Consider the following 23,730-nt stretch of genomic DNA (forward strand, 5'->3'; position numbering starts at 1 on the left):
GAAAAAAATATGTCCGAGAAAGAGAGAAATGAGGTGGGAAGATGCAGTGCCCAAAATGTCATCATAATAGTTCGAAAGTAATTGATAGTCGTCAAGCCGATGATGGACGCGCGATTCGTCGTCGTAGAGAGTGCGAAAAATGCGGATTCCGTTTTACTACTTTTGAAAGAGTTGAAGAAACACCCCTATTAGTAATTAAGAAAAATGGTACCCGTGAAGAATTTAACCGCGAGAAAATTTTAAGAGGATTAGTCCGTTCAGCTGAAAAAAGACCTGTTACGATGGATCAAATGGAAAGAATTGTTGATCAAGTCGAAAGAAAAATTCGAGAATCTGGAGACAATGAGATTCCAACACATTTAATTGGAGAATATGTGATGGAATACTTGGTTGATTTAGACGAAATTGCTTATATTCGTTTTGCTAGTGTCTATCGTCAATTTAAAGATATGTCCGTGTTCTTAAAGGAATTACAAGATATTGTTGAAAAGGCGAAAGAGAAAAATTAAAAGAAAAGGGGAGTTGCTGTGAAACATGCATTAGAAGAAATTAAACCGAACGCTATTTATCAGGTTTTTAAAGCCCTCCCCTTAACCAGTGATGGACAAAAGAGTTTAATGCATTTGTATCAACCAATTATTGGTGCGAACGCCTTATCCTTGTATTACCACTTACTAGGGGATGCCTTTGACTCGGTCGAGCAAGAGTTTACCCACTTGGATTGTTTAAATTTGTTAAACGTTGGAATGGATGATTTTTATGCGGCGAGAAGAAGGCTTGAAGGTATGGGGCTTTTGACTGTCTACGAAAAAGAAGATACGGAGTTTGGTAAGCTTTTTTTGTATCAATTAGAAGAACCAGTTAACCCGCAATCTTTTATTCAAGACATGACTTATAGCTTTTTATTGCATCAAGCAATTGGCAAAAGGCGCTTTGAACAAATGATTCGTCGCTTTGAACCCAAAACAATTGATTTGACGAATTATGTGAATACGACAGCTAATTTTACCCAAGTTTATGGACAATTAGATTTGGACCGCTTTGCTCAAGAAGCACCGCAACTAGAATTGACTGCTCAAGGATTTAAGGAAGAAAAAAATAAATCACTTCAAGTGGCAGAAAATTTATTAGATTGGGATTTCCTATTTCAATTGGCCCAAAAGAAATTTATTGCAAAAGAAAACTTTACTGCTGAATTTCGTTTGCAGCTGAGTGTGTATGCTAGCTTGTATGGTTACAAAGAAATGGAATTAATTGAATTGCTCACTCAAGTGGTCGCACTTGATACGGGCCTAGTGAATCCAAATGATTTTAGACGTCTAATTGAAAAAAATCAGCTGCAAAAACCCAAAAAAGAACAACAAGCTTCACAAAATAGTCGCCAAGACGTTGAACGTTATCGCCAGTTAAGTCAAAAAGGCTTTACGCAACGAGACTTAAACTTAATCAAAATTAGTGAAGAAACGGCACCGAGTGATTTCTTACAAGCGATTAAATTAGAAAAAAACAGTTTTGTAACCGATAGTGAAATCCGCTTACTCAAAACATTAATTGAACGCACGCCCTTAACCAATGCAGTCATTAATATTTTAATTCATTATGTTTTAGTGATTCAAAATAATAGTACTTTACAAGAGCGTTTTGTCACAACGATTGCGGCCAACTGGTCAGAAAAAGGTTTTAAAACCCCTGAAATGGCAATTGAATACGTTCGACAATATGTCCGTGAATCGAAAGAAAAGCAAAGAGAAAAAGAAGAAAAGAAACAAACACAAGCCAAGCGAACGTATGCGAAAACGCCTGTACGAAATGAAGTATTACCAGAGTGGATTATTGAACCAAAAGAAATTAAGGAAGATCCAGAAAAACAAGCAGCGATTCAACGTCGCTTGCAAGAATACTTAAAACGCAAAGAAGGTGAGCAGTGATGGAAAATATTAGTCAAAAGCTAAACCATTTATTAGACCAAAAAAATTATCGTAGTCAGTTTCAAGAAATGATGGAAGAAGTGCTGGCTCATCCAGATGTTGTCGCCTTCATGCAAGAGTATCAAGAAGTTTTAACAAAAAGTGATATCGAGCGTAGTTATGCGAAACTATATGAATTCGTGCAAGAAAAACAAAAATTTGAAACAAATGGTCAAGGGATGATTGCCCCAGGCTATGAACCACGTTTGACATTAAATTATCATACAATTGACGTGACGTATGTTCCGACAAAAGATTTACTCTTACGGAAACATCAAGAAGAAGTTTTAGGTCGCATTCAAGCATTAAATATGCCTAAAGACATTCAAAATGCAAAGTTTAGTAATTTTGAAGGAACAACTGGACGTGGCGAAGCATTGATGGCCGGGATGGACTTTGTCGAAACCTATAAAAAGCAACCGCAAAGTTTTCATAAAGGTTTGTATTTAGTGGGTAGCTTTGGGGTAGGTAAAACGTATTTGTTAGGGGCAATTGCGCGAGAGTTGGCAGAAAGTGGTTTTTCAACCACGTTAGTTCATTTTCCAACCTTTGTCGGTGACATGAAACAAGCCATCGCTAAGAATTTAGTCGGTGAAAAGTTAAATGCCATCAAAAAAGCGCCCATCCTAATGATGGATGACATTGGTGCAGAACCAATGAGTAGTTGGATTCGTGACGAAGTTTTTGGGGTGATTTTGCAGCACCGTATGCAAGAGCAACTGCCGACTTTTTTTAGTTCGAATTTTCCGATGAGTGGCTTGGAGCAACATTTAGCAGTGTCGCAACAAGGAGACAATGAGCCACTAAAGGCGAAGCGAATCATGGAACGAATTCGCTACTTAACCAAAGAAATAGAAATGTCAGGAGTCAATCGTCGCAATCCGCATTAATTAAATGGTGTAGTTGCGATTAAAAGTTATTATTTTTAGGAGGAATTTTAGATGAGAAAAATATTAATGGCAAGTTTTTTATTTGTAACAGTCGGCGTATTAACGGCTTGTTCGACAGCAAATAATACAAAACCAAGTGAAACAACGCCCTCATCAACAGTTGCATCGTCTAGTACGGAAGAAGAAAAAACAGCGATCTTCACCGCAACAGTAAAAGAAGTCACGGAACTTGATACAAAAGAAAAAGCCATCCAAGTTCTTTTAGAAAACCCTGAGAATGTTGAAAATGCTGAAGACATGTTAGTCTCGTTTAAAGATGGCGTGGCATTGAATTTAGATCCGACCACTTTTGAGTTTGATCAAAGTGATTTAATTGTAGGAACTAAAATCCAGGTAACTGTAAGTGAACATGCACCAATGACCATGTCAATTCCCCCACAAATTCCAGGTAATGCGATTTTCTTAGTAGAAATCGTCAAATAAAATAACAGTGAATAAGAAGGAGCGGTGTTTTTAGCCTCCTTCTTTTCGTCACGCTGGAGGAAATATATATTGAATGAACAAGTTTTATCTAAACGTTTACAACGAGTTGGCGCGAATGTTCCAAAAGATGCGCACTTAGCCGATATCGGTTCCGATCATGCTTATTTACCGACTTATTTAATGTTAAAGGGAAAGATTAAATTTGCCGTGGCTGGTGAAGTCGTTCAAGGCCCTTATGAGTCTGCTTTAAAACAAGTTGCTAAAAATCAATTAAGCAATAAAATTATAGTTCGCCTAGCAAATGGCTTAGCGGCTATTCAACCAGAAGACCAAATTTCAGCCATCACGATTGCAGGGATGGGTGGTAGTTTAATTCGTCAAATTTTAACAGAAGGTTTAGCGAATGGGCAATTGCGTAAAGAAGAAAAGTTGATTTTACAACCGAATGTTGGTGAAATGACGTTACGTCAGTGGCTTGTTTTAGAAGGTTATGAAATTAGTCATGAAGAAATTTTGGAAGAAAACCAAAAGATATACGAAATCATCGTGGCCAAGCCAAACCAGCCGAAAGTCTATACTGAACAAGAATTATTTTTTGGGCCATGTTTGTTAAAAGAACGAAATGAAATCTTTTTAAAAAAATGGGGCCGTGAACTTAAAAATAAAAAGCGCGTACTCGATCAATTATTAAAAGCACAAAAGACACCAAATGAAAAAATCAATGAAGTGAAAAAACAACTACAATGGATTGAGGAGGTGCTGACGTAATGGTCTATGGTCTTGACTTCATCAATCATTTTGAAAAATATTGTCCTCAGTGGTTAGCAGAAGAAGGAGATCCGGTTGGTCTACATATCGGTTGTTTGAAGCGCGAAATCAAGCGCATTATGGTGACGCTAGATGTTCGTCCAGAAGTCGTTGAAGAAGCCATTGCCAAAAAAATCGATTTAATCATTGCTAAACATCCACCGATTTTCCGACCAATTGCTCGTCTGACGCCTGACACGCCGCAAAATAAAATGTATTTTGATTTAATTAAACATGATATTGCAGTCTATGCGGCTCATACGAATATGGATATTATCCCAGATGGATTAAATGATTGGTTTTGTGAAGCGTTAGAAATAAATGTAGAAGATTATTTAGTGAAAACGCACGAAGTAAAATGGCTCAAACTGATTGTCTATACACCAAAAGAGCAGGCAAACCAAATGCGTCAAGTACTGGGGAACGCTGGTGCTGGCGAACAAGGAAACTATTATCATACAAGCTACTCAATGAATGGCTTAGGGCGTTTTACACCAAATGACCAAGCAACTCCTGCGATTGGTCAGATTAATCAAGCGGAGACGGTCGAAGAAGAACGAATTGAAGTGATCTTACCCGAACCTTTAAGCACCATCGTTTTAACGGCAATGAAAGAAGCACATCCTTATGAAGAACCGGCATATGATTTAATCAAACTTGAAAATCCACCGAAAACGTATGGTTTAGGAAGAATCGGTCGCTTAAAAGAGCCAGTTTTACTAGAAACGTTTGTTAAAAAAGTCCGCACAACCTTTGCGTTAGATGGCTTACGTTTGATTGAGCCACCGATTAAAAAAGAATACGTGCAAAAAATTGCCATTTGTGGTGGTTCGGGCGAGAAGTTTTATCCAGCTGCCCTTCAAAAAGGCGCAGACGTGTACTTAACAGGGGATGTTTATTATCATACCGCACATGATATGCAAGCAGACGGTTTGACAGTGATTGACCCTGGGCACCATATTGAGAAATTATGTGTGCCAAAGCTGATTGAGAAAATGGAAAATTGGAAATTAACAGAAGGTTGGGACGTTGAATTGCTTGCTTCAAAAACGAATACAAATCCCTTCCAATATTATTAGGAGCGAACAAAATGGCAAAATATGAAAACTTATTACCGAGATTTTTACGTTATGTAAAGACGGAAACGCAATCCGATCCAACAAGCACGACAACACCTTCGACACAAACACAAGTTGCATTTGCCCAAACTTTAAAAAAAGAATTAGAAGATTTAGGTTTGTCTGATGTTTTTTACAATGAAGCCAATGGTTTTGTAATGGCTACGCTACCAGCGAATACGACCAAAAAAGTTCCTGCAATTGGTTTTATTGCGCACATGGATACGGCTGATTTTAATGCAGTCAATGTGAATCCTCAAATCATTGAAAACTACGACGGCAAGGCAACGATTGCGTTAGACCAAGAAGGAAAATTCACTTTGAATACAGCTGATTTCCCGAACTTAAAAAATTATACTGGTCAAACCTTGATTACCACTGACGGCCAGACTTTACTAGGGGCTGACGATAAATCAGGGATTGCTGAAATTATGACAGCAATGGAGATACTACTCGCAAACCCAAGCATTGAACACGGGGTAGTCAAAGTAGCTTTTGGGCCAGATGAAGAAATTGGTGTTGGTGCGAACAAATTTGATGTTGATCAATTTGCGGTCGATTTTGCTTATACGATGGACGGTGGCCCAGTTGGTGAATTGCAATATGAGACATTTAATGCAGCGCAAGCAGACATTACGATTCAAGGAAAGAACGTTCATCCTGGTACAGCCAAAAACACAATGATTAACGCCCTTGCATTAGCCATTGAATTTAACGAAGCTTTACCAAGTGAAGAAGTCCCTGAAAAAACAGAAGGCTATGAAGGGTTCTTCCATTTGATGAGTTTAACGGGAAATCCAGAAGAAGCAAAAATGAGTATTATTATTCGTGACCATGATCGTGAGAAATTTGAAGCACGTAAAGCACTTGTTCGAGAAATTCAAGCGAAAATGAATCAGCGCTTTGATCAAGAACGAATTCAAATTCAATTAGAAGACAACTATTATAACATGCGTGAAGTCATTGAGAAGGATATGAGTATTGTTGAGTTGGCTAAAAATGCGATGTTGGCCCTTGAGATTGAGCCGATTATTGAACCTGTTCGCGGGGGGACGGATGGCTCTAAGATATCATTTATGGGGATTCCAACTCCGAATATCTTTGCAGGTGGCGAAAATATGCATGGACGTTTTGAATTTGTTTCATTACAAGCAATGGAAAAAGCAACCGACGTGATCGTTAAAATTGTTGAGTTAAATGCAAAATAAAAAATGAGTGAAATGAGCTAGGCTTGATCATCCTAGCTCATTTTATTTAATAGCGGAAAGTTTTTCTTAAAAGTTTTTTTAAAGGAGATTGAAAGAATGGATAAAATTATTTATAGTTACTTACTTCTCCTTAACCTTTGTTTGTTTTGGTTAATGGCTGAAGATAAAAGGCGAGCAATTAAAAGAAAAAGACGAATTCCTGAAAAAACATTGTTGCTTTTAGGACTAATTGGGGGTGGTTTAGCAGGCTTAGTGAGTCAGAAAATTTTTCATCATAAAACAAGAAAAAAATACTTTACGATGGTTTATCTAATTGGAGGAGCTATTGCTTTGACTCTGATTTATTATATGAGAAAATGGAGCTAAGCCAGTATCGGTAATAAGGTTGTTTAGAAAGAAGGCGGACAGATGAAATCGTTAGTTCTAAGTAAAGATTTTTTAAAAGGGATTTTATTTACTAGTTTTATTGCACTTGTTTTATATTATTTATGGCCGTCTTTTGGTGATATTTTTTTAGAGTTGAAAGAAATCAGTTTTATTTTATTATTGCTTGTTTCGTTATTAGGTATCTTATACCAGTATTTTGAAGGACAAATGGTTAAAGAAACGGTCCATAGCTTTACAAAAGAGTTTAGTGCTTTTGATGGGATGTTCGCTTCTTGTTATTCTGCTTTTTATCGTGTCGTTACTTTTGGAGCAGGTACTATTTTTGCTGAGATTAATTTTTATCACCGCAAAAAAATCCCAGTATCTCAAGGTGTAGGGGTCGCTATTTTTCGTTTTATGTTATTTAAAACAGCCGCATTAAGTATTGCTATCTTGGGTTTAATTTTCCACTTTACTTACTTTTACCAAATGTCTAGTCAAATGGTATGGTTTACCTTGCTAGCAATTATAGTGAACTTCCTGATTAATGGTATCTTAATGGTGACCGCGTTAAATACAAAACTACAAGTTCTTTTGGTCCGATTTAGCCATCGCTTTGCAAAAGGCGAAAAAGCGCGAAAATTTGTGGATCAAACTAACTTGCAGATCAATGGTTTAAGAAAGACTTTAAAAGGTGTTTTAAAAGATAAAGAACGCCTCTGCTTCATTTATTTTTGGAGTATCGTGAAAGCATTGACTTGGTTTATTTTGCCTTATCTTTGCTTGATTGGGGATCATCCTGATTTAAGTCTTGTAAAATCAATTATTTTAATTAGTTTTGTGACCGTTCTTTCCGGGATTATCCCTTCACCAGCTGGGATTGGCTCTTTTGAATTTGTCTATTTACTTATTTTTCGGCCATATGTGGGGACCGTTGATGCCGCTTCGTCGTTATTGCTATATCGTTTTGCTAGTTTTATTTTACCGTTTTTAATCGGCTTGATTTATGTAATCGTCACTAAAAAAGAAGTCATTAAAAATCACCATTAATGACCGGATGAAACAACCTATAGAAGAACTTACGTCAACCATGTGCTTTAAAAAGGTATTTGGTAAATTGTGTTGTTTTGCATCATCTAGATAATGTCTACTGAATAATTGCCAAATATTCAGTAGGCATTATTTAAGTTTTTTTAATTTTTTGTCACCGATTTAAAGGATATTATTTGACCATTATTGACCAACGGATTATAATTAAAAACAGGTGAAAGCCAAATCGATGGGAGGAAAATACTATGAATCTTGAGAAAATGACGACAACTTTACAAAGTGCATTATCTGAAGCACAACAAGTTGCCGTGACCCGCCATCATCAAGAAATTGACATCGCGCATTTATGGAAAATCTTTTTACAGCCGAACCAATTTGCTCGCAACTTTTACACCGATGCGGGACTAAACGTGGATGAACTTGAAAAGCAAGTTGATTTAGAATTGGATCGTCGGCCAAGCGTATCTGGTGGCAATGTTCAATATGGTCAATCAATGAGTCAAAACTTATTCCAACTCTTCAATGAAGCCGAACAACTAAAAAATGAATTTCAAGATGAATATTTAGCAACTGAAATTGTCATTTTAGCGCTTATGAAATTAAAAAACCATCCGTTGACCAAATATTTAGTCCAACAAGGAATCAATGAAAAAGAACTAAGAAAAAATATAGAAGAAATTCGAGGGGGCGATCGTGTGACTTCCCAAAATCAAGAAGAACAATACAAAGCATTAGAAAAATATGGCATTGATTTAGTTCAACAAGCAAAAAGCGGCAAAATGGATCCAATTATCGGACGTGACGAAGAAGTTCGAGATGTGATTCGCATTTTAACACGTAAAACAAAAAACAATCCGGTTCTAATTGGCGAACCAGGTGTTGGTAAAACAGCGATTGTCGAAGGCCTTGCCCAACGGATTGTTCGTAAAGATGTTCCTGAAAATTTAAAGGATAAAACGATTTTTTCTTTAGACATGGGTGCTTTAATTGCAGGAGCGAAATTCCGTGGCGAATTTGAAGAACGTTTAAAAGCCGTTTTACAAGAAGTGAAAAAATCAGAGGGGCGCATTATTTTATTCATCGATGAAATCCATAACATTGTAGGAGCAGGTAAAACAGAAGGTAGTATGGATGCCGGAAATTTACTAAAACCAATGCTTGCTCGAGGAGAGCTACATACAATTGGCGCGACGACTTTAGATGAATACCGTCAATACATGGAAAAAGATAAAGCGTTAGAACGTCGCTTCCAAAAAGTTTTAGTTAAAGAGCCAACCGTTGAAGACACGATTTCGATTTTGCGTGGTTTAAAAGAACGATTTGAGATCCACCATGGTGTTAACATTCACGACAATGCACTAGTGGCAGCGGCAGTCCTATCTAACCGCTACATTACCGATCGCTTTTTACCTGACAAAGCCATTGATTTAGTGGATGAAGCAAGTGCAACCATTCGTGTCGAAATGAATTCCATGCCAACGGAACTCGACCAAGTCACTCGTCGATTGATGCAACTTGAAATTGAAGAAGCGGCACTAAAAAAAGAAAGCGATGATGCTTCAAAAAAACGACTTGTCATTTTACAAGAAGAACTGGCAGATTTACGCGAAGAAGCCAATCAAATGAAGATGCAGTGGGAAACGGAAAAAGAAGAAGTCAATTTATTATCAAATAAACGAGCAGAAATTGATCAAGCCAAACATGAATTAGAAGACGCAGAAAACAACTATGATTTAGAACGAGCAGCTGTTTTACGACACGGCACGATTCCCCAATTAGAAAAAGAGTTGAAGGTGCTAGAAGAAAAAAATCAAAAAGAACAAGGGAAAATGGTGCAAGAGGCGGTAACAGAAAATGAGATTGCGACCGTCGTTGGCCGTTTAACAGGTATTCCTGTTACAAAATTAGTTGAAGGTGAAAGAGAAAAACTATTAAAATTAAGCGAAACACTCCATAATCGTGTGATTGGTCAAGATGAAGCGGTTGATGCGGTAAGCGATGCGGTGATTCGCTCACGTGCAGGTTTACAAGATCCAAACCGGCCACTAGGTTCCTTCTTATTCTTAGGACCTACTGGCGTCGGGAAAACGGAGCTAGCCAAAGCCTTAGCAGAAAATCTTTTTGACACAGAAAATCAAATGGTACGTATTGATATGAGTGAGTATATGGAAAAACATACCGTCTCTCGTTTAGTCGGTGCGCCTCCAGGCTACATTGGCTACGAAGAAGGAGGACAACTCACAGAAGCGGTTCGGCGCAATCCGTATACGATTGTCTTACTTGATGAGATTGAAAAAGCGCATCCCGATGTATTTAATATCTTATTGCAAGTGTTAGATGATGGCCGTTTAACGGATTCAAAAGGTCGAATGGTTGACTTTAAAAATACGGTGTTAATTATGACTAGTAATATTGGTTCACAAATATTATTAAGTGGGGTTAGTGCAACAGGCACCATTCCAGAAGAATTAAAAGAACAGGTTTTGGAGCTTTTACGTGGCCACTTTAAGCCAGAGTTTTTAAATCGAATTGACGACACCATTTTATTTACACCTCTTAGCTTAGAAAACGTCAAAAATATTGTGGATAAATTGATTGAACAATTATCTAAACGTTTAGTACATCAAGAAATTTATCTTCAAATTACGGATGAAGCCAAAACTTGGATTGCAGAAAACGCTTATGAACCGGCTTACGGCGCCCGACCATTGCGACGTTTTATTACTAGAGAAGTTGAAACGCCTCTAGCAAAAGAGATTGTAGCTGGCCGTGTGATGCCCAAAACAAAAGTAACGATTCAGTTAATCAATGATCAACTTGTCTTTCAAAATGAAGCAATTGAAGAATAAGTAAAAAAAGTTAGTGTAACAAGCGAATTCACTTAAAAAGCGAGCATTTCGGTGCTCGCTTTTTATTATATCCAAAATCAAAGCGGACTCGAATTGTTTTCAAAGGGCAAAGAAACTTGACTTGAAAAAAGCGTTTTTAAATGTCGAAAGTGTATTACTAGAGAAAACAGCCGGAAGTTGTTATACTACAGGAGAGAATTGATAAATGAGAGAAAAGTAAGGGTTAGTTAAGTGTTTTATGAAGAATTCGCTTTAAATCTGAGAAATAGCTGATAGAAAACAAGCGTTGTTAGGCAATAACCGAACAATCTGGAAGGTACCAACACTTATTTTTAACCTTTAGTTGAAAAGGGTAGCTGAGATGACTATAATCTCTATGTGTTAAAAAAGAAAAAGGAGCGTAAATATGAAAAAAAGTATTCCTTACTTAATTTTGACCCCGGGAATTGTTTTGTTGGTCTTTTTTCTAATGATTCCACTATTAACGAATATTTTTCCAACTTTTTTCCCAGCCAATGGAGGGATCCAAAATTATCTTCATTTTTTCCAAGATGATTATAATCGTGGGATTTTTTGGCGGACGATACGAATTTCAAGTATTGTGACACTCGTTTCTTTAATTTTAGGAATTCCTACGGCTTATTTTATTGCCGGGTTAAATAAGAAATGGCGTGGCATTCTAATGGCCATGACGTTGTTTCCATTGTTAACCAATTCGGTAATTCGAAGTTTTGCTTGGATTAATATTTTAGGAAAAAATGGTGTTATCAATAACTTACTTGTTGCCATTGGTCTCATTGATCAACCAATTAGTATTTTATATACGGAATTTGCGATTATTATTGGTTCAGTTTACTTGTTCTTACCGACAATGATTATGACGCTAGTTGGGGTACTTGAAAATATCGAAGGCGAAATGTTAGAAGCAGCAGAAACGCTTGGCGCATCGCCACTGATTGCTTTTATTAAGATTGTCTTACCGCTTTCTTTACCAGGAGCAATTGTCGGTAGCATTTTAGTTTTTACAGGTACTTTAACGGCTTATACGACGCCACTTTTATTAGGCGGCAACCAAAAAATGTTATTAGCTACTTTTCTTTATCAAAAAGCATCGACATTGGGTGATTGGAATGGGGTAGCAATTATTGCGCTCATCATGATTGTCACGACTTTGCTTGTGATGCAAGGGTTAAACTTTATTGCAAAGAAAATTGATCGGAGGGAAGCAACGAATGCGTAAACAAAAATTGATGACGATAATTGCGATTTGTGTCTTTGCTTTCTTATTTTTACCTTTAATTTTAATTGTGGTGACGTCATTTGGCACAGCAGCAGCGATCCAGTTTCCAATTAAAGGTTTTACCTTGGATTGGTATGTCAATGCACTTCGCTTAAAAACAATGATGGATAGTTTTAAATTAAGTTTACTTATTGGAATTTTAGCGACGGTTTTAGCTTTAATCGTTGGTATCCCTGCCTCGTATGCGTTAGCGCGTTATTCGATGAAAGGCAATCAATGGATTAAGAGTTTCTTTTTATCACCTACCGTTATACCAGGAATCGTAGTGGGGTATACTTTGTTTCAATTTATTGTGGTTGCACTAGGTTTGCCGGTTTTCCAAGGGCTTTTAATTGGTCACTTTTTAATTAGTTTGCCTTATATCATTCGCGTTGTCGGTTCAAGTATGGATCAATTGGACTATTCAATGGAAGAAGCGGCTTGGACATTAGGGTGTACACGTCTGAAAGCTTTTACGAAAGTGGTATTGCCAAATGTTTCTTCAGGAATTTTTGCGGCTTTTATGTTGGCTTTTGTCAATTCATTTAATAACGTACCTGTTTCGATGTTTTTATCGGGACCAGGAGTGACGATGCTTCCGACTAATTTACTAAGTTACATGGAGTATAACTATGACCCAACCGTTTCAGCTATTTCTGTCATGTTGATGTTACTGACAATTGGATTAATGTACTTAATTGAAAAAACACTAGGCTTAGCAGCGATTGCGTAAAGGAGAAAAAGATGGCATTTGTTGAACTAAAAGATATTCGCGTCAGTTATGATGGGAAGAAAAATATATTAGAAGATTTGAATATTTCAATGGAAAAAGGCGAACTTGTTTCTTTACTTGGGCCAAGTGGTTGCGGAAAAACAACGACTTTGCGCGTCATTGCGGGTTTGATTGAGCCAAAAGATGGCACGTTTCTTTTAGACCAGGAGGCTTTAACAAAAGTCCCGGTTCATAAAAGAAATTTCGGGATGGTCTTTCAAAGTTATGCTTTATTTCCGCACATGACCATTGCAGAAAACGTCGCATTTGGTTTGAAATTAAGAAAAGAAAGTAAAGAGACGACGAAGCAAAAAGTAACAGAAATGCTCGCTATTTGTGGTTTAGAAGGTTTTGAAAATCGTTATCCAAAACAACTATCAGGTGGTCAACGCCAAAGGGTTGCACTTGCGCGTGCGTTAGTGATTGAACCGAAATTATTATTACTTGACGAACCACTATCAAACTTAGATGCAAAACTCCGGGTGGCGATGCGAATTGAAATTAAACGGATTCAGCAACAACTAGGCATTACGACAGTCTTTGTGACGCATGATCAAGAAGAATGTTTCTCAATTTCAGATAAAGTTGCGATCATGAATAATGGGGTAATCGAACAATACGATACACCGGAGCAAATTTACCGCTTACCAGTATCAAAATTTGTGGCCCAATTTATTGGATTTGAAAACTTTTTTGAAGTGAAACACAATCAAGATGGGTTACTCCAAACAAAAAACGGTTTAACGATTGCTTCAAGTATTTCATCTTTAACAAAATCAGAAGGGATTGCGACGATTCGACCAGAAGACATCCAAATTGTAGCAAAAGGCATGCTAACTGGTGAGGTCATCGTTCGGACTTTCTTAGGCAAGAGCCATCAATATGAAGTTAAAACACCATTAGGCATGCTATTAGTCAATGGTAGTGACCAACAAATTTACCAAACGGGCGATTTGATTCAATTAGATTTACCAGCTGAAAAAGTCGTATTACTAGAAAGGTAGGAAACAAAATGAAAAAGAAATATTTTGTCGGATTTGCTTTATTTGCAACACTCGTTTTAGGTGCATGTGGGAATAGTGAGGCGAACCAAGGTTCCTCTTCAAACGCTAGCGGTCAAAAAGAAGATAAAGGCTCACAAGCACTGGTTGTTTCAACATTTGGTCTAAGTGAAGACATTGTTCGCAAAGACATCATGGAGCCTTTTGAAAAGGAAAACAATGCCAATATCACGTTAGATTTAGGTAATAGTGCCGATCGCTTTACAAAACTAAAAACCAATCCAAACGCTGGCATTGATGTAATTGAGTTAGCTCAAAACCACTCAACTCAAGGCAATCAAGAGGGCATGTTTTTAGAAATTACCGAAGCTGACGTACCGAATTTAGCGCAATTAACCGAAGGCGCGAAAGAAGTCTTTGAAAATGGCGCCGGGGTTCCAATTGCTGTAAATAGTATTGGAATTGTTTATGATAAAGAAAAAGTTGGCCGAGACATTACGAAATGGGAAGATTTATGGAGTGAAGACTTAAAAGGTCAAATTTCAATTCCAGATATTACCGTAACAGCTGGACCGTTAATGCTTTATGTAGCAAGTGAATATGCGGGACAAGAAATCGCAAAAGATAATGGTGAAAAAGCATTTGAAGCGATGACAGCGTTAAAACCAAATGTAGTTAAAACATATGCCAAGTCTTCGGATTTAGCGAATATGTTCCAATCTGGCGAAATTAGTGTCGCTGTTGTGGCCGATTTTGCGGTTGATATCATTAAAGGGGCAGCAGAAGGTGTCACCTATGTGGTACCAGAAAGTGGCACTTACGCAAACTTCAACACCGTTAATATTCCAAAAGATACAAAAAACAAAGAATTAGCCCTGGCTTTTGTTAACTATCGTATTAGTGCGGATTCCCAAAAAGTCAAAGCTTTATCTTTAAATGAAGGCCCAGTTAACCAAGAAGTTATTTTGACCGGTGAAGAAATCGGACACAAAACATATGGTGAAATTGCTGAAAGAGCAAAACCGGTTGATTTTACCATGATTAATGAAAACATGGCCAATTGGGTAGACCAATGGAACCGGACAATGAATAACTAGAAAGTAGGAAAAAACATGCACGTTGATTTAGTCATAAAAAATGCGTTTATCTACCAAACACCGACACGAAATTTTGCAAAAAAAAATGTGGCAATTGTTGGCGATAAATTTTATTATGTGAGTGATGCGCGCATGGAACAATTAACGATAAAAGAAACGATTGAAGCCGAGGGTCAATATATGATCCCCGGCTTAATTGACATTCATATGCATATCGAAAGTTCCATGACTACGCCAGCGATCTTTTCTGAGACCGCTTTACGTTATGGCGTTACAACGGTCGTAGCGGATGCACATGAGATGGCCAATGTATTTGGCTTAGAGGGGTTAAAAGAGTTTATGAGTGCTCCGACAAAAATGGATATTTTTCATGCGATTCCCTCATCAGTACCGTCAACTACGCCAGAACTTGAAACAACCGGGGGAATGATCGGTTTAGCAGAAGTCAAAGAGCTACTGAAAGACCCACGTGTCATTTGTTTAGGTGAAGCAATGAACTTCAAAGGGATCGCCTATGAACCAGATTCTTTAATTCGCCAAATTATTGCTTTGTGTAAAAAAGAACGACCAACGATGCCTTTAGAGGGGCATATCCCTAAAATCTATGACAAAGAACTAGCTGATTTTTTACTAAGTGGTATTTCTTCAGATCACACCCATCAATTCCCTGAATATTTGCTAGAAAAAATCCATGCCGGTTTATTTATCGAATTCCAAGACAAATCGATTACGCCCGAAAATATGGCGGTTATCGTCGAGCATGCGTTTTATGATTTTGCTTGTTTTATTACCGATGATATTATGGCTGATGACTTTTTAACGGGGCATCTCAACAAAAATCTAATGAAAGCTGTTCAATGTGGGTTGCCAATAGAAGAAGCTATCTATATGACGACTTATACACCTGCTCGTCGGATGAGCTTAAATGATCGTGGCATGATTGCACCAGGACGGGTAGCTGATTTTATTTTGTTAGACGATTTAAATGCCTTTTTAATTGCCGCTGTTTATAAAAGTGGCGAAAAAGTTTATCAAAAAGATCAACCAATCGCTTATCCTAAGCAAATTGAGCAATTTCCAGAAAATTATTATCAAAGTGTACAGTGTAAAAAACTGACCAAAGCCGATTTAGATTTGCCAGTTGAGACAAAAAAAGAACACGTGCGCTGTAATGTAATTCAAAAAGAAGCCATAGGAACTTTCACGAAACGAATAACAAAAACACTCGCCGTTAAAGAACAAAAGCTTGCTTGGAAAGAAGCGCAATTAGCACAATTAATTGTGATGGAACGTTACGGTAAAAACGGCAACATCGGTCGTGCCTTAATGAACCAACCAATTCAAGAAAAAGGAGCCATTGCGACCACTTGGGCACACGATCACCATAATTTAATGGTGATGGGGAATGAGGAAGAATCCATCATCAAAGCGCAACATGCCTTATTAGAAATGCAAGGGGGATACGTGGTCGTCAAAGAAGGGGAAATTTTAGCGAAATGCCCCTTACCAATTGGTGGTATCCTATCTCAAGCCCCGATTGAAGAGTTAGGCCAAGCTTTGAGAAAAGTGCGAGAAGCGATGCAAACATTAGGTTATGAAAATATGAATGAAATTATGTCTTTTTCAACACTTTCTTTACCCGTATCGCCAGCAATTAAAGTCACCGATAAAGGCATGATGGATACGAAATTGCAAACCTTTTATCCGCTAGTTTTTCCAGAAGATGGGGTGTTGGTCCATGCGCCAGTTAATTAAAAATATTCATCTAATCACCAATGATGAAAAGAAAACAGAAATTGCCCAAGCGTATGTTTTAATTGATGGGCAAAAAATTGCTGAATTTGGACCAATGACCCATTCACTTCCCAAAGCTGAGGTGGTGATTGATGGTCAAAATGGCATTTTAATGCCGGGAATGATTAATCCGCATACGCATACAGGGATGATTCCATTTCGTTCATTGGGCGATGATGTTCCCGATCGTTTGCGCCGTTTTTTATTTCCACTCGAGCAATTTATGACTCCAAAATTAGTTAAAGCATCGGCAAAATATGCGATGGCTGAAATGTTACTTGCAGGGGTGACAACCTTTTGTGATATGTATTATTTTGAAGAAGAAGTCGCCCACGCAACGGACGAAATGGGCATGCGTGGTCTTGTCGGCCAAACGATTATTGATATGCCGACTTGTGACTTTGAAAATCCGATAGCCGCTCTGAAATGGACAGAAGGGTTTATCGAACGTTGGCAAAATCATCCGCGCGTAAGGCCAGTCATTGCACCCCATGCAACCAATACAAATAACGAAGAAACTTTTAAAGCAATTGTCCAAATGAGTCGAAAATATCAGGTGCCTGTCACTATGCATGTGGCGGAAATGACTTATGAAATGGAAGAATTCCAAGAAAAATATCAGCAAACCCCGATTGCCTTTTTAGAGCGATTTGGCTTTTTTTCCGAACGTTTGATTATGGCGCATTGCCTATTTATTGAAGAAAGCGATTGGCCAATTTTAGCTAAATATAAAGAAATCATCGGGATTGCGCATTGCATTGGTGCCAATACCAAATCAGCAAAAGGTGTCGCACCCGTTAAAGAAATGCGCGCCCAAGGGTTAAAGGTCGGTTTAGGAACGGACGGCCCAAGTAGTGGCAACACACTCGATTTGTTTACGCAAATGCGGATGTTTGCTAATTTTCAAAAAACTTATAATCACGATCGTAGCCTATTTCCAGCAAAAGAAATCGTCGAACTTGCAACGATTGGAGGAGCCAAAGCACTCGGTCTCGAAAAAGAAATTGGCAGCATTGAAATCGGTAAAAAGGCCGATCTTGTGCTCGTTGAAACTTCTTCAGTTAATTTGTTTCCAATCTATGATGTGTATTCTGCACTCGTTTATTCCGCAAATAGCAGCAACGTAACGAGTGTTTGGGTGGATGGGCAACAACTAGTAAAAGAAAAGAAACTAGTACAGCATGATTTACGTGAATTACGTGAAGCATTAGCCCATGAAATGACAGAGTTTGTCCAAGAAGCTGAAATTCGAGCAAAAGAAGTGGATTGAAATCTTCTGAGTGACTTCGTTAGTAGGTAAGGGAACTATAAAAAAGAGCACTTTAAAAGTAAAATACTTTTAAAGTGCTCTTTTAAATAATGTCTACCGATTAAATAAAAAACATTGAAACAACGGTGTTTGAGCTCTATATTTTATCTAACAAGTGCAAAACTATTAACGGTAGAATACTGAAAATCGTTGGATTAAAAAAGCGGCTCGTATTCCTTGGGTAGAGCTAGAAAAGAAATATACTAAAAAATTCCTTAATAAAAAAGGCAATGTTGCGCAACTTTTACGAATGGCTTTGGATGCCTTACTAATTCAAAAAAAATAAGGCTTCAGTGAATAAGAAGCCGTTATGCAAATTCAAGAAAATCCTTATTTGCAATCATTTATTTGATGAAATTACCCGATTTATTAATTGATACTTGTTACTCATTCTTTTTTTTATAAATTATTTCATATTTTTTTGTTAAATAAAGATTTTTATGCATCTATTGTTAATTCCTCTATACTAGCGAACGGAAGAGAATCATTGGCGCCGGAGCCGTGTCAAAAGATTCGATGTGAATTACGGAAGCTTGGTGCTTTAGCAACTAGCTTTCCGTTTGAAGCTCGAAAGCTGAGAGACTACAGGCTCGAAGCGGTCTCACGGCCCCTTAAGCCAATGAATTCTCGTAGGTGAGCGGCGCTTACAAATTAAATTGGGCACGTTATGAATATTTGGCAATTATTCAGTAGGCATTAAATAATTTCAAACTCGTCAATCAATGGCTTCTTGCTGCGTTTTTTCTTTTTCGTCCTCTTTTTTCAGCCAATTCATCGTAATAATCTTTAAGATTGCCGCAACGGGCACCGCTAAAAACATTCCTAGAATACCTAAGTAAGCTCCACCAATCGTAATGGAAATAATAATGATAATCGGGTTTAAGTTTAAAGCACCAGCCATGATTCGCGGGCCGATAATGTTGCCATCAATTTGTTGTAAGACTGTAAGTGAGACTAAAGTAATTAAGGCTTGACTGAGTCCACCGGTGAAAAAAGTAATGACAGCTGTTGCGATAGACGCGAAAATGGAACCAAAATAAGGAATCATATTCGCCATTCCTAAAAGCAAACCGAGCGACAAAGCAAAACGAACGCGTAAAACAGTTAAAATAATCGTCGATAGCACGGCAATAATACAAGCATCTAAAAATTGAGAAGTAACGAATTTATAAAAAACTTTATTCGTTGTCTGTAACCAAAATTTCGCTTGTTGGAAAAACTTTTCCGGTAGAATTTTCCCAAAAAAGTCATTTAAAAAAGCAAAAATCGACTCCTTATAAAGCAAAGTATAAATAGAAATCACCAAAGTTAAGAAGCTATTTAGGACGAACGAAGACAAGTTAATTGAAAATTGTCCAATCGAAGACAAGGATTGTGCCCATTTGTTTAAAGCTGTTTCAATTGATAAGTTACTTAAGATTTTTTGAGCAAATTCTTCAATTGAAAAATGCGAAGATAGTCCCTCCATTTCAATTTTAGAAGACAAATCAAGCAAATAAGTTACAAACGCGGGAATCGATTTAATTAATTCGATTGTATTCGTAATTAATAAAGGAACAATATAATTTAATAATAAAAAGACAATCGTAAATAATAATAAATATAAAAGCAACACACTAAGGGGCTGACTGTTGCGCGAGAGAAAAGTATTTGGTTTTTTTTCTAATAATCGTTTTATTCGAACTTGCGCACCACTTAATAAATAGGCAAGCACAAAACCAAGAATGAACGGCGATAAAACTTGAATGAAATTTAGAATAGCGGTATAAATTTCTTGGTAATTTGCGATTAATTTATAACCAATGATAACGAGCATAATAAAAAGAAAACGAACAATCCATTCGTTCCAGTTGGCTTGAATTTTTTTCATAGACAACACCTCCAAATAATTCAAAGAAAGGTGAGATAAAAGCGACCGCTTCACCTCACCAGACTTCGTTTAAATCAATTTATTCATCGTCGTCCATTTTTAAGACGGCCATGAAGGCATCTTGAGGAACTTCAACGGAACCAATTTGTTTCATCCGTTTTTTCCCTTCTTTTTGTTTCTCTAGCAATTTACGCTTACGGGAAACGTCACCACCATAACATTTTGCTAAAACGTTTTTCCGTAAAGCTTTAATGTCTGAACGAGCGACAATTTTTTGCCCAATCGCTGCTTGAATTGGTACTTCAAATTGTTGACGGGGGATGAGTTTTCGTAATTTTTCAACGATGGCTTTCCCACGTTCAAACGAGAAAGTACGGTGAACGATAAAGCTGAGTGCATCGACTTTTTCACCATTTAATAAAATATCCATTTTCACTAAATTACTTGGACGATAGCCAGTCAATTCATAATCTAATGAAGCATAGCCTTTAGTACTTGATTTTAATTTATCAAAGAAGTCATATACAATCTCAGAAAGAGGGATTTCATAAACCACATTTACACGGAATTCATCTAAGTAATCCATCGTGATAAAATCACCACGTTTTCTTTGAGCAAGCTCCATAACCGCACCAACATAATCGTTTGGCACCATAATTTGAGCTTTCACATAAGGTTCTTCCACGTTTTCAATTTTAACTGGTTCAGGAAATTCCGCTGGGTTATCAACCACGACTTGTGAGCCGTCTGTTAAATTCACATGATAAATAACAGAAGGAGCCGTAGTAATTAAATCTAAGTTAAATTCACGCTCTAGACGTTCTTGGATAACATCCATATGAAGTAATCCTAAGAAGCCACAACGAAAACCAAAACCAAGCGCTTGAGAAGTTTCTGGTTCAAATTGTAAAGCAGCATCATTTAATTGCAGTTTCTCCAACGCTTCACGTAAATCATTGTAACGGGACGTATCAATAGGGTATAGACCACAATAAACCATTGGTGTCATTTTTCGGTAACCATCTAACGCTTCTGTTGCCGGGTTTGAAGCAAGCGTCACCGTATCACCAACTTGCGTATCTTGAATCGTTTTAATGGCAGCCGTAATGTACCCAACATCACCGACCATTAAATAGTCTTTTTGTACCGCTTTTGGTGAAAAGACACCCACTTCAGTCACGTCAAATGTTTTTCCGTTGCTCATTAATTGAATCTTATCTCCGGGTCTAACAACCCCATCAATCACGCGAATGTTTAAGACAACCCCGCGATAAGGATCATAAACCGAATCAAAAATCAACGCTTTTAAAGGCTCTTCTAAATTACCTGTAGGAGCAGGGACGTATTCGACAATTTGTTCTAAAATATCTTCAATCCCGATACCCGCTTTCGCACTTGCTAAAACGGCTTCGCTGGCATCCAGGCCAATGACGTCTTCGATTTCTTTACGAACACGCTCCGGATCTGCTGCTGGAAGATCAATTTTGTTAATGACTGGTAAAATTTCTAAGTCGTTATCTAAAGCAAGATAGACATTCGCTAAAGTTTGTGCTTCAATCCCTTGAGCCGCATCCACGACTAAAATGGCCCCTTCACAAGCCGCTAAACTGCGCGAAACTTCATAAGTAAAGTCGACGTGTCCAGGAGTGTCAATTAAATGGAAGATATAAGTATTTCCATCTTTGGCGTCATAAGTCAGTTCAACCGCATTTAATTTAATCGTAATGCCCCGTTCTCGTTCTAGGTCCATTGAGTCGAGTAATTGGGCTTGCATTTCTCTAGTAGTCACCGTATCGGTCTTTTCTAAAATTCGGTCAGCTAAAGTCGACTTCCCGTGGTCAATATGAGCAATAATCGAAAAATTTCGAATCAACTGCTGGCGTTTTCTCATTTCATCTAATGTTGGCATTCATTTATTCCTCATTTCTTTTAGTCAGCTCTTTCATTATACCAACGAAAGAACAAGATTTAAAGCCTTTTGTTAGGCCATTTTTTTCAAAAAGCGCAGAAATTGACTGAAACTTTTGCTATACTAGAGAAAAAGCTTGAAGGAAGTGGAAACAATGGAACAAGATTTTACGGATTCACTACAAATTCGTGCCCTTGAAGAAAAAGATGTCCAGCAATTCAATGAACTTTTAAGTTATGTGTTTCAAGTGACCGAAGCAGACATTGAAGAAAGTGGCTTTGCAAATAAAAGAGAAATGATTAAGTCAAAACGTCCGATTTTAGAACTATCAAAAGTTTTTGGCTGGTTTGATCAAGAGAAACTCGTTTCACAAATTGCTATCTACCCATGTGAAGTGAATATTCATGGAACTCCCTATAAAATGGGCGGAATCACGGGCGTTGGAACCTATCCAGAATATGCTCGGCACGGACTAATGATGGAGTTAGTGACGTTGGCTTTAAAAAATATGCGTGAAAATAAGCAATGGATTTCTTACCTTTACCCCTATAACATTCCTTACTATCGTCAAAAAGGTTGGGAAATTATGTCGGATAAATTATCTTTTAAAATTAAAGATACGCAACTGCCTAAATTTGTAGAAGTGCCAGGAAATGTACAAAGACATGAAGTGGCTCATCCCGACGTCCTAGCCGTTTACAATCAATTTGCCAAAGAAAACCACGGTGCTTTAACGCGAAGTGAGTTTCACTGGGAAGAGTATTGGCGCTACGAAAATGAAGAAGAGCGAACCGCGGCTGTTTATTACGATGAAGACAATCAGCCAAAAGGCGTTTTATTTTACTGGGTAGCGGAAGAAGTTTTTCATGTGAAAGAAATGTTTTATTTGAATCAAAAAGCACGAAATGGTTTATGGAACTTCATTAGTGCACACTTTTCCATGGTTAACTGGATTGAAGGAGACATCTTTAAAAATGAGCCGTTAGCTTTTTTACTAGAAGACGGTCAAATTAAAGAAACAATTGCCCCTTATTACATGGCACGCATTGTTGACGTCGAGGAATTCTTAAAAGCTTTCCCGTTTAAATCGTTTCGCGAACCGTTTCATTTTTTCGTCAGTGATCCGATGGCTGAATGGAACGAGGGGATTTTTGGCTTAATCTGGGAAAACGACCAAGTAAAAGTTGTGAAAGAACCCGTTGGGGAACCCGTCGTTTTAGATATTCAAACCTTAACTTGTTTATTAATGAATTATCGCCGAGTAGGTTATTTAGCAAGAATTGAACGCATTACCGGAGGAAAAGGGGCGCTGCGAACACTCGAAGAAATTATTCCGGATATGGCTGCTTATTTTAGTGATTATTTTTGAGTGGACTTCGGTATTTGCTTATACTTGATTCGACTGTATGCATGCCTTGCAATTTTGTTTTAGACTGTAATAAAAAATGAAGCTTGAGGAGAAAAAAATGAATATTTATTTTGCTGCGCCTTTGTTTGCTAAAAGTGAACAATTATATAATCAGTCAATTGTCTCAGAGTTACGGACAGAGTACCCCCAGTTGAACATTTATTTGCCCCAAGAAAATGCGACAATTAATGACAAAAATGCTTATGCAAATAGCGAAATGATAGCTTTAGCCGATACACAAAAAGTTTTAGAAAGTCAACTGATGATTGCGATCCTTGATGGAGCAGTAATTGATCCAGGGGTTGCTTCAGAAATCGGCGTTGCTTATGCCAAAGGGATCCCTGTCTTAGCGTTATACACGGACACTAGACAACAAGGGGGACGACATCCGGAAAAAATTAACGCATTAAATGAAATTGGCGAAAATCAATTTCATTACCTTAATTTGTATACAGTCGGTTTAGTTAAGTTAAATGGTGCGGTTGTTTCAACGGTCGAAGCCCTAAAAGAAGCATTGCAAAAGTATTTAAAATAAAAAAAGATTTGACGCTTC

At 37.6% G+C, this 23,730-nt stretch carries 20 protein-coding genes; 18 read left to right on the forward strand and 2 right to left on the reverse strand.

The genetic code is table 11. From position 1 onward, the window contains the following. Positions 1 to 41 precede the first annotated feature (41 nt). From nrdR to JOD14_RS04245, 16 genes are all read left to right on the forward strand, one after another. Positions 42 to 509 carry a transcriptional regulator NrdR gene (gene nrdR, locus JOD14_RS04170; RefSeq protein ID WP_204653492.1) on the forward strand — a complete coding sequence of 156 codons (468 nt, stop codon included), beginning with the start codon at positions 42 to 44 and terminating at the stop codon, positions 507 to 509. Positions 510 to 527: 18 nt separating this feature from the next. After that, complete coding sequence (locus JOD14_RS13490; protein WP_204653494.1) at positions 528 to 1,928, forward strand: DnaD domain protein; 1,401 nt, start codon at positions 528 to 530, stop codon at positions 1,926 to 1,928. Next, on the forward strand, positions 1,928 to 2,857 hold the full coding sequence (dnaI, locus tag JOD14_RS04180) for a primosomal protein DnaI (RefSeq protein ID WP_204653496.1): 930 nt from the start codon (positions 1,928 to 1,930) through the stop codon (positions 2,855 to 2,857). The genes JOD14_RS13490 and dnaI overlap by 1 nt, the downstream gene beginning before the upstream one ends. A 51-nt stretch (positions 2,858 to 2,908) precedes the next feature. Next, positions 2,909 to 3,340 (forward strand): hypothetical protein, encoded by a 432-nt coding sequence (locus JOD14_RS04185; protein ID WP_204653498.1) that lies wholly within the window; start codon positions 2,909 to 2,911, stop codon positions 3,338 to 3,340. A 69-nt stretch (positions 3,341 to 3,409) separates the two neighbouring features. Beyond that, positions 3,410 to 4,108 (forward strand): tRNA (adenine(22)-N(1))-methyltransferase, encoded by a 699-nt coding sequence (locus JOD14_RS04190; protein ID WP_204653500.1) that lies wholly within the window; start codon positions 3,410 to 3,412, stop codon positions 4,106 to 4,108. Continuing rightward, complete coding sequence (locus JOD14_RS04195; RefSeq protein WP_204653502.1) at positions 4,108 to 5,226, forward strand: Nif3-like dinuclear metal center hexameric protein; 1,119 nt, start codon at positions 4,108 to 4,110, stop codon at positions 5,224 to 5,226. Before JOD14_RS04190 ends, JOD14_RS04195 begins: the two co-directional genes overlap by 1 nt. A gap of 11 nt (positions 5,227 to 5,237) precedes the next feature. Beyond that, positions 5,238 to 6,473: a peptidase T gene (gene pepT / locus JOD14_RS04200; RefSeq protein WP_204653504.1), complete on the forward strand. Its 1,236-nt coding sequence runs from the start codon at positions 5,238 to 5,240 to the stop codon at positions 6,471 to 6,473. 96 nt (positions 6,474 to 6,569) lie between these two features. After that, positions 6,570 to 6,839, forward strand: a complete 270-nt coding sequence (locus JOD14_RS04205; protein WP_204653506.1) for a DUF1294 domain-containing protein — start codon at positions 6,570 to 6,572, stop codon at positions 6,837 to 6,839. A gap of 42 nt (positions 6,840 to 6,881) precedes the next feature. Continuing rightward, positions 6,882 to 7,889 carry a lysylphosphatidylglycerol synthase transmembrane domain-containing protein gene (locus JOD14_RS04210; protein WP_204653508.1) on the forward strand — a complete coding sequence of 336 codons (1,008 nt, stop codon included), beginning with the start codon at positions 6,882 to 6,884 and terminating at the stop codon, positions 7,887 to 7,889. A 245-nt stretch (positions 7,890 to 8,134) separates the two neighbouring features. Further along, positions 8,135 to 10,738, forward strand: a complete 2,604-nt coding sequence (clpB, locus tag JOD14_RS04215) for an ATP-dependent chaperone ClpB (RefSeq protein ID WP_204653513.1) — start codon at positions 8,135 to 8,137, stop codon at positions 10,736 to 10,738. A 406-nt stretch (positions 10,739 to 11,144) separates the two neighbouring features. Then, a complete protein-coding gene (locus JOD14_RS04220) occupies positions 11,145 to 11,978 on the forward strand; it encodes an ABC transporter permease (RefSeq protein ID WP_204653515.1) in 834 nt (277 codons plus the stop codon). Then, positions 11,971 to 12,750, forward strand: coding sequence for an ABC transporter permease (locus tag JOD14_RS04225; RefSeq protein WP_204653517.1), 780 nt, complete (start codon positions 11,971 to 11,973; stop codon positions 12,748 to 12,750). The genes JOD14_RS04220 and JOD14_RS04225 overlap by 8 nt, the downstream gene beginning before the upstream one ends. An 11-nt stretch (positions 12,751 to 12,761) precedes the next feature. Continuing rightward, positions 12,762 to 13,793: an ABC transporter ATP-binding protein gene (locus JOD14_RS04230; RefSeq protein ID WP_204653519.1), complete on the forward strand. Its 1,032-nt coding sequence runs from the start codon at positions 12,762 to 12,764 to the stop codon at positions 13,791 to 13,793. An 8-nt stretch (positions 13,794 to 13,801) separates the two neighbouring features. Beyond that, positions 13,802 to 14,887, forward strand: a complete 1,086-nt coding sequence (locus JOD14_RS04235; protein ID WP_204653521.1) for an ABC transporter substrate-binding protein — start codon at positions 13,802 to 13,804, stop codon at positions 14,885 to 14,887. A gap of 15 nt (positions 14,888 to 14,902) precedes the next feature. Next, the gene (locus tag JOD14_RS04240) at positions 14,903 to 16,642 is read left to right on the forward strand and encodes an adenine deaminase C-terminal domain-containing protein (protein ID WP_204653523.1); all 1,740 of its coding nucleotides are present in this window, start codon (positions 14,903 to 14,905) and stop codon (positions 16,640 to 16,642) included. Continuing rightward, on the forward strand, positions 16,626 to 17,951 hold the full coding sequence (locus JOD14_RS04245; protein WP_204653525.1) for an amidohydrolase: 1,326 nt from the start codon (positions 16,626 to 16,628) through the stop codon (positions 17,949 to 17,951). The genes JOD14_RS04240 and JOD14_RS04245 overlap by 17 nt, the downstream gene beginning before the upstream one ends. Before the next feature lie 754 nt (positions 17,952 to 18,705). Here the strand turns inward: JOD14_RS04245 and JOD14_RS04250 are convergent. Together JOD14_RS04250 and lepA are read right to left on the reverse strand one after the other, a co-directional pair. After that, on the reverse strand, positions 18,706 to 19,860 hold the full coding sequence (locus JOD14_RS04250; RefSeq protein ID WP_204653527.1) for an AI-2E family transporter: 1,155 nt from the start codon (positions 19,858 to 19,860) through the stop codon (positions 18,706 to 18,708). 79 nt (positions 19,861 to 19,939) lie between these two features. Then, the gene (lepA, locus tag JOD14_RS04255; RefSeq protein ID WP_204653529.1) at positions 19,940 to 21,769 is read right to left on the reverse strand and encodes a translation elongation factor 4; all 1,830 of its coding nucleotides are present in this window, start codon (positions 21,767 to 21,769) and stop codon (positions 19,940 to 19,942) included. A 154-nt stretch (positions 21,770 to 21,923) separates the two neighbouring features. Here lepA and JOD14_RS04260 point away from each other — a divergent pair, with 154 nt between their 5' ends. Together JOD14_RS04260 and JOD14_RS04265 are read left to right on the forward strand one after the other, a co-directional pair. Beyond that, entirely contained in the window at positions 21,924 to 23,138 is a 1,215-nt protein-coding gene (locus JOD14_RS04260) for a GNAT family N-acetyltransferase (RefSeq protein ID WP_204653531.1), read from the forward strand. A gap of 97 nt (positions 23,139 to 23,235) precedes the next feature. Continuing rightward, positions 23,236 to 23,712: a nucleoside 2-deoxyribosyltransferase gene (locus JOD14_RS04265; protein ID WP_204653532.1), complete on the forward strand. Its 477-nt coding sequence runs from the start codon at positions 23,236 to 23,238 to the stop codon at positions 23,710 to 23,712. Positions 23,713 to 23,730: the final 18 nt, after the last annotated feature.

This window comes from Enterococcus lemanii (assembly GCF_016909125.1).
GTDB lineage: Bacteria > Bacillota > Bacilli > Lactobacillales > Enterococcaceae > Enterococcus_I > Enterococcus_I lemanii.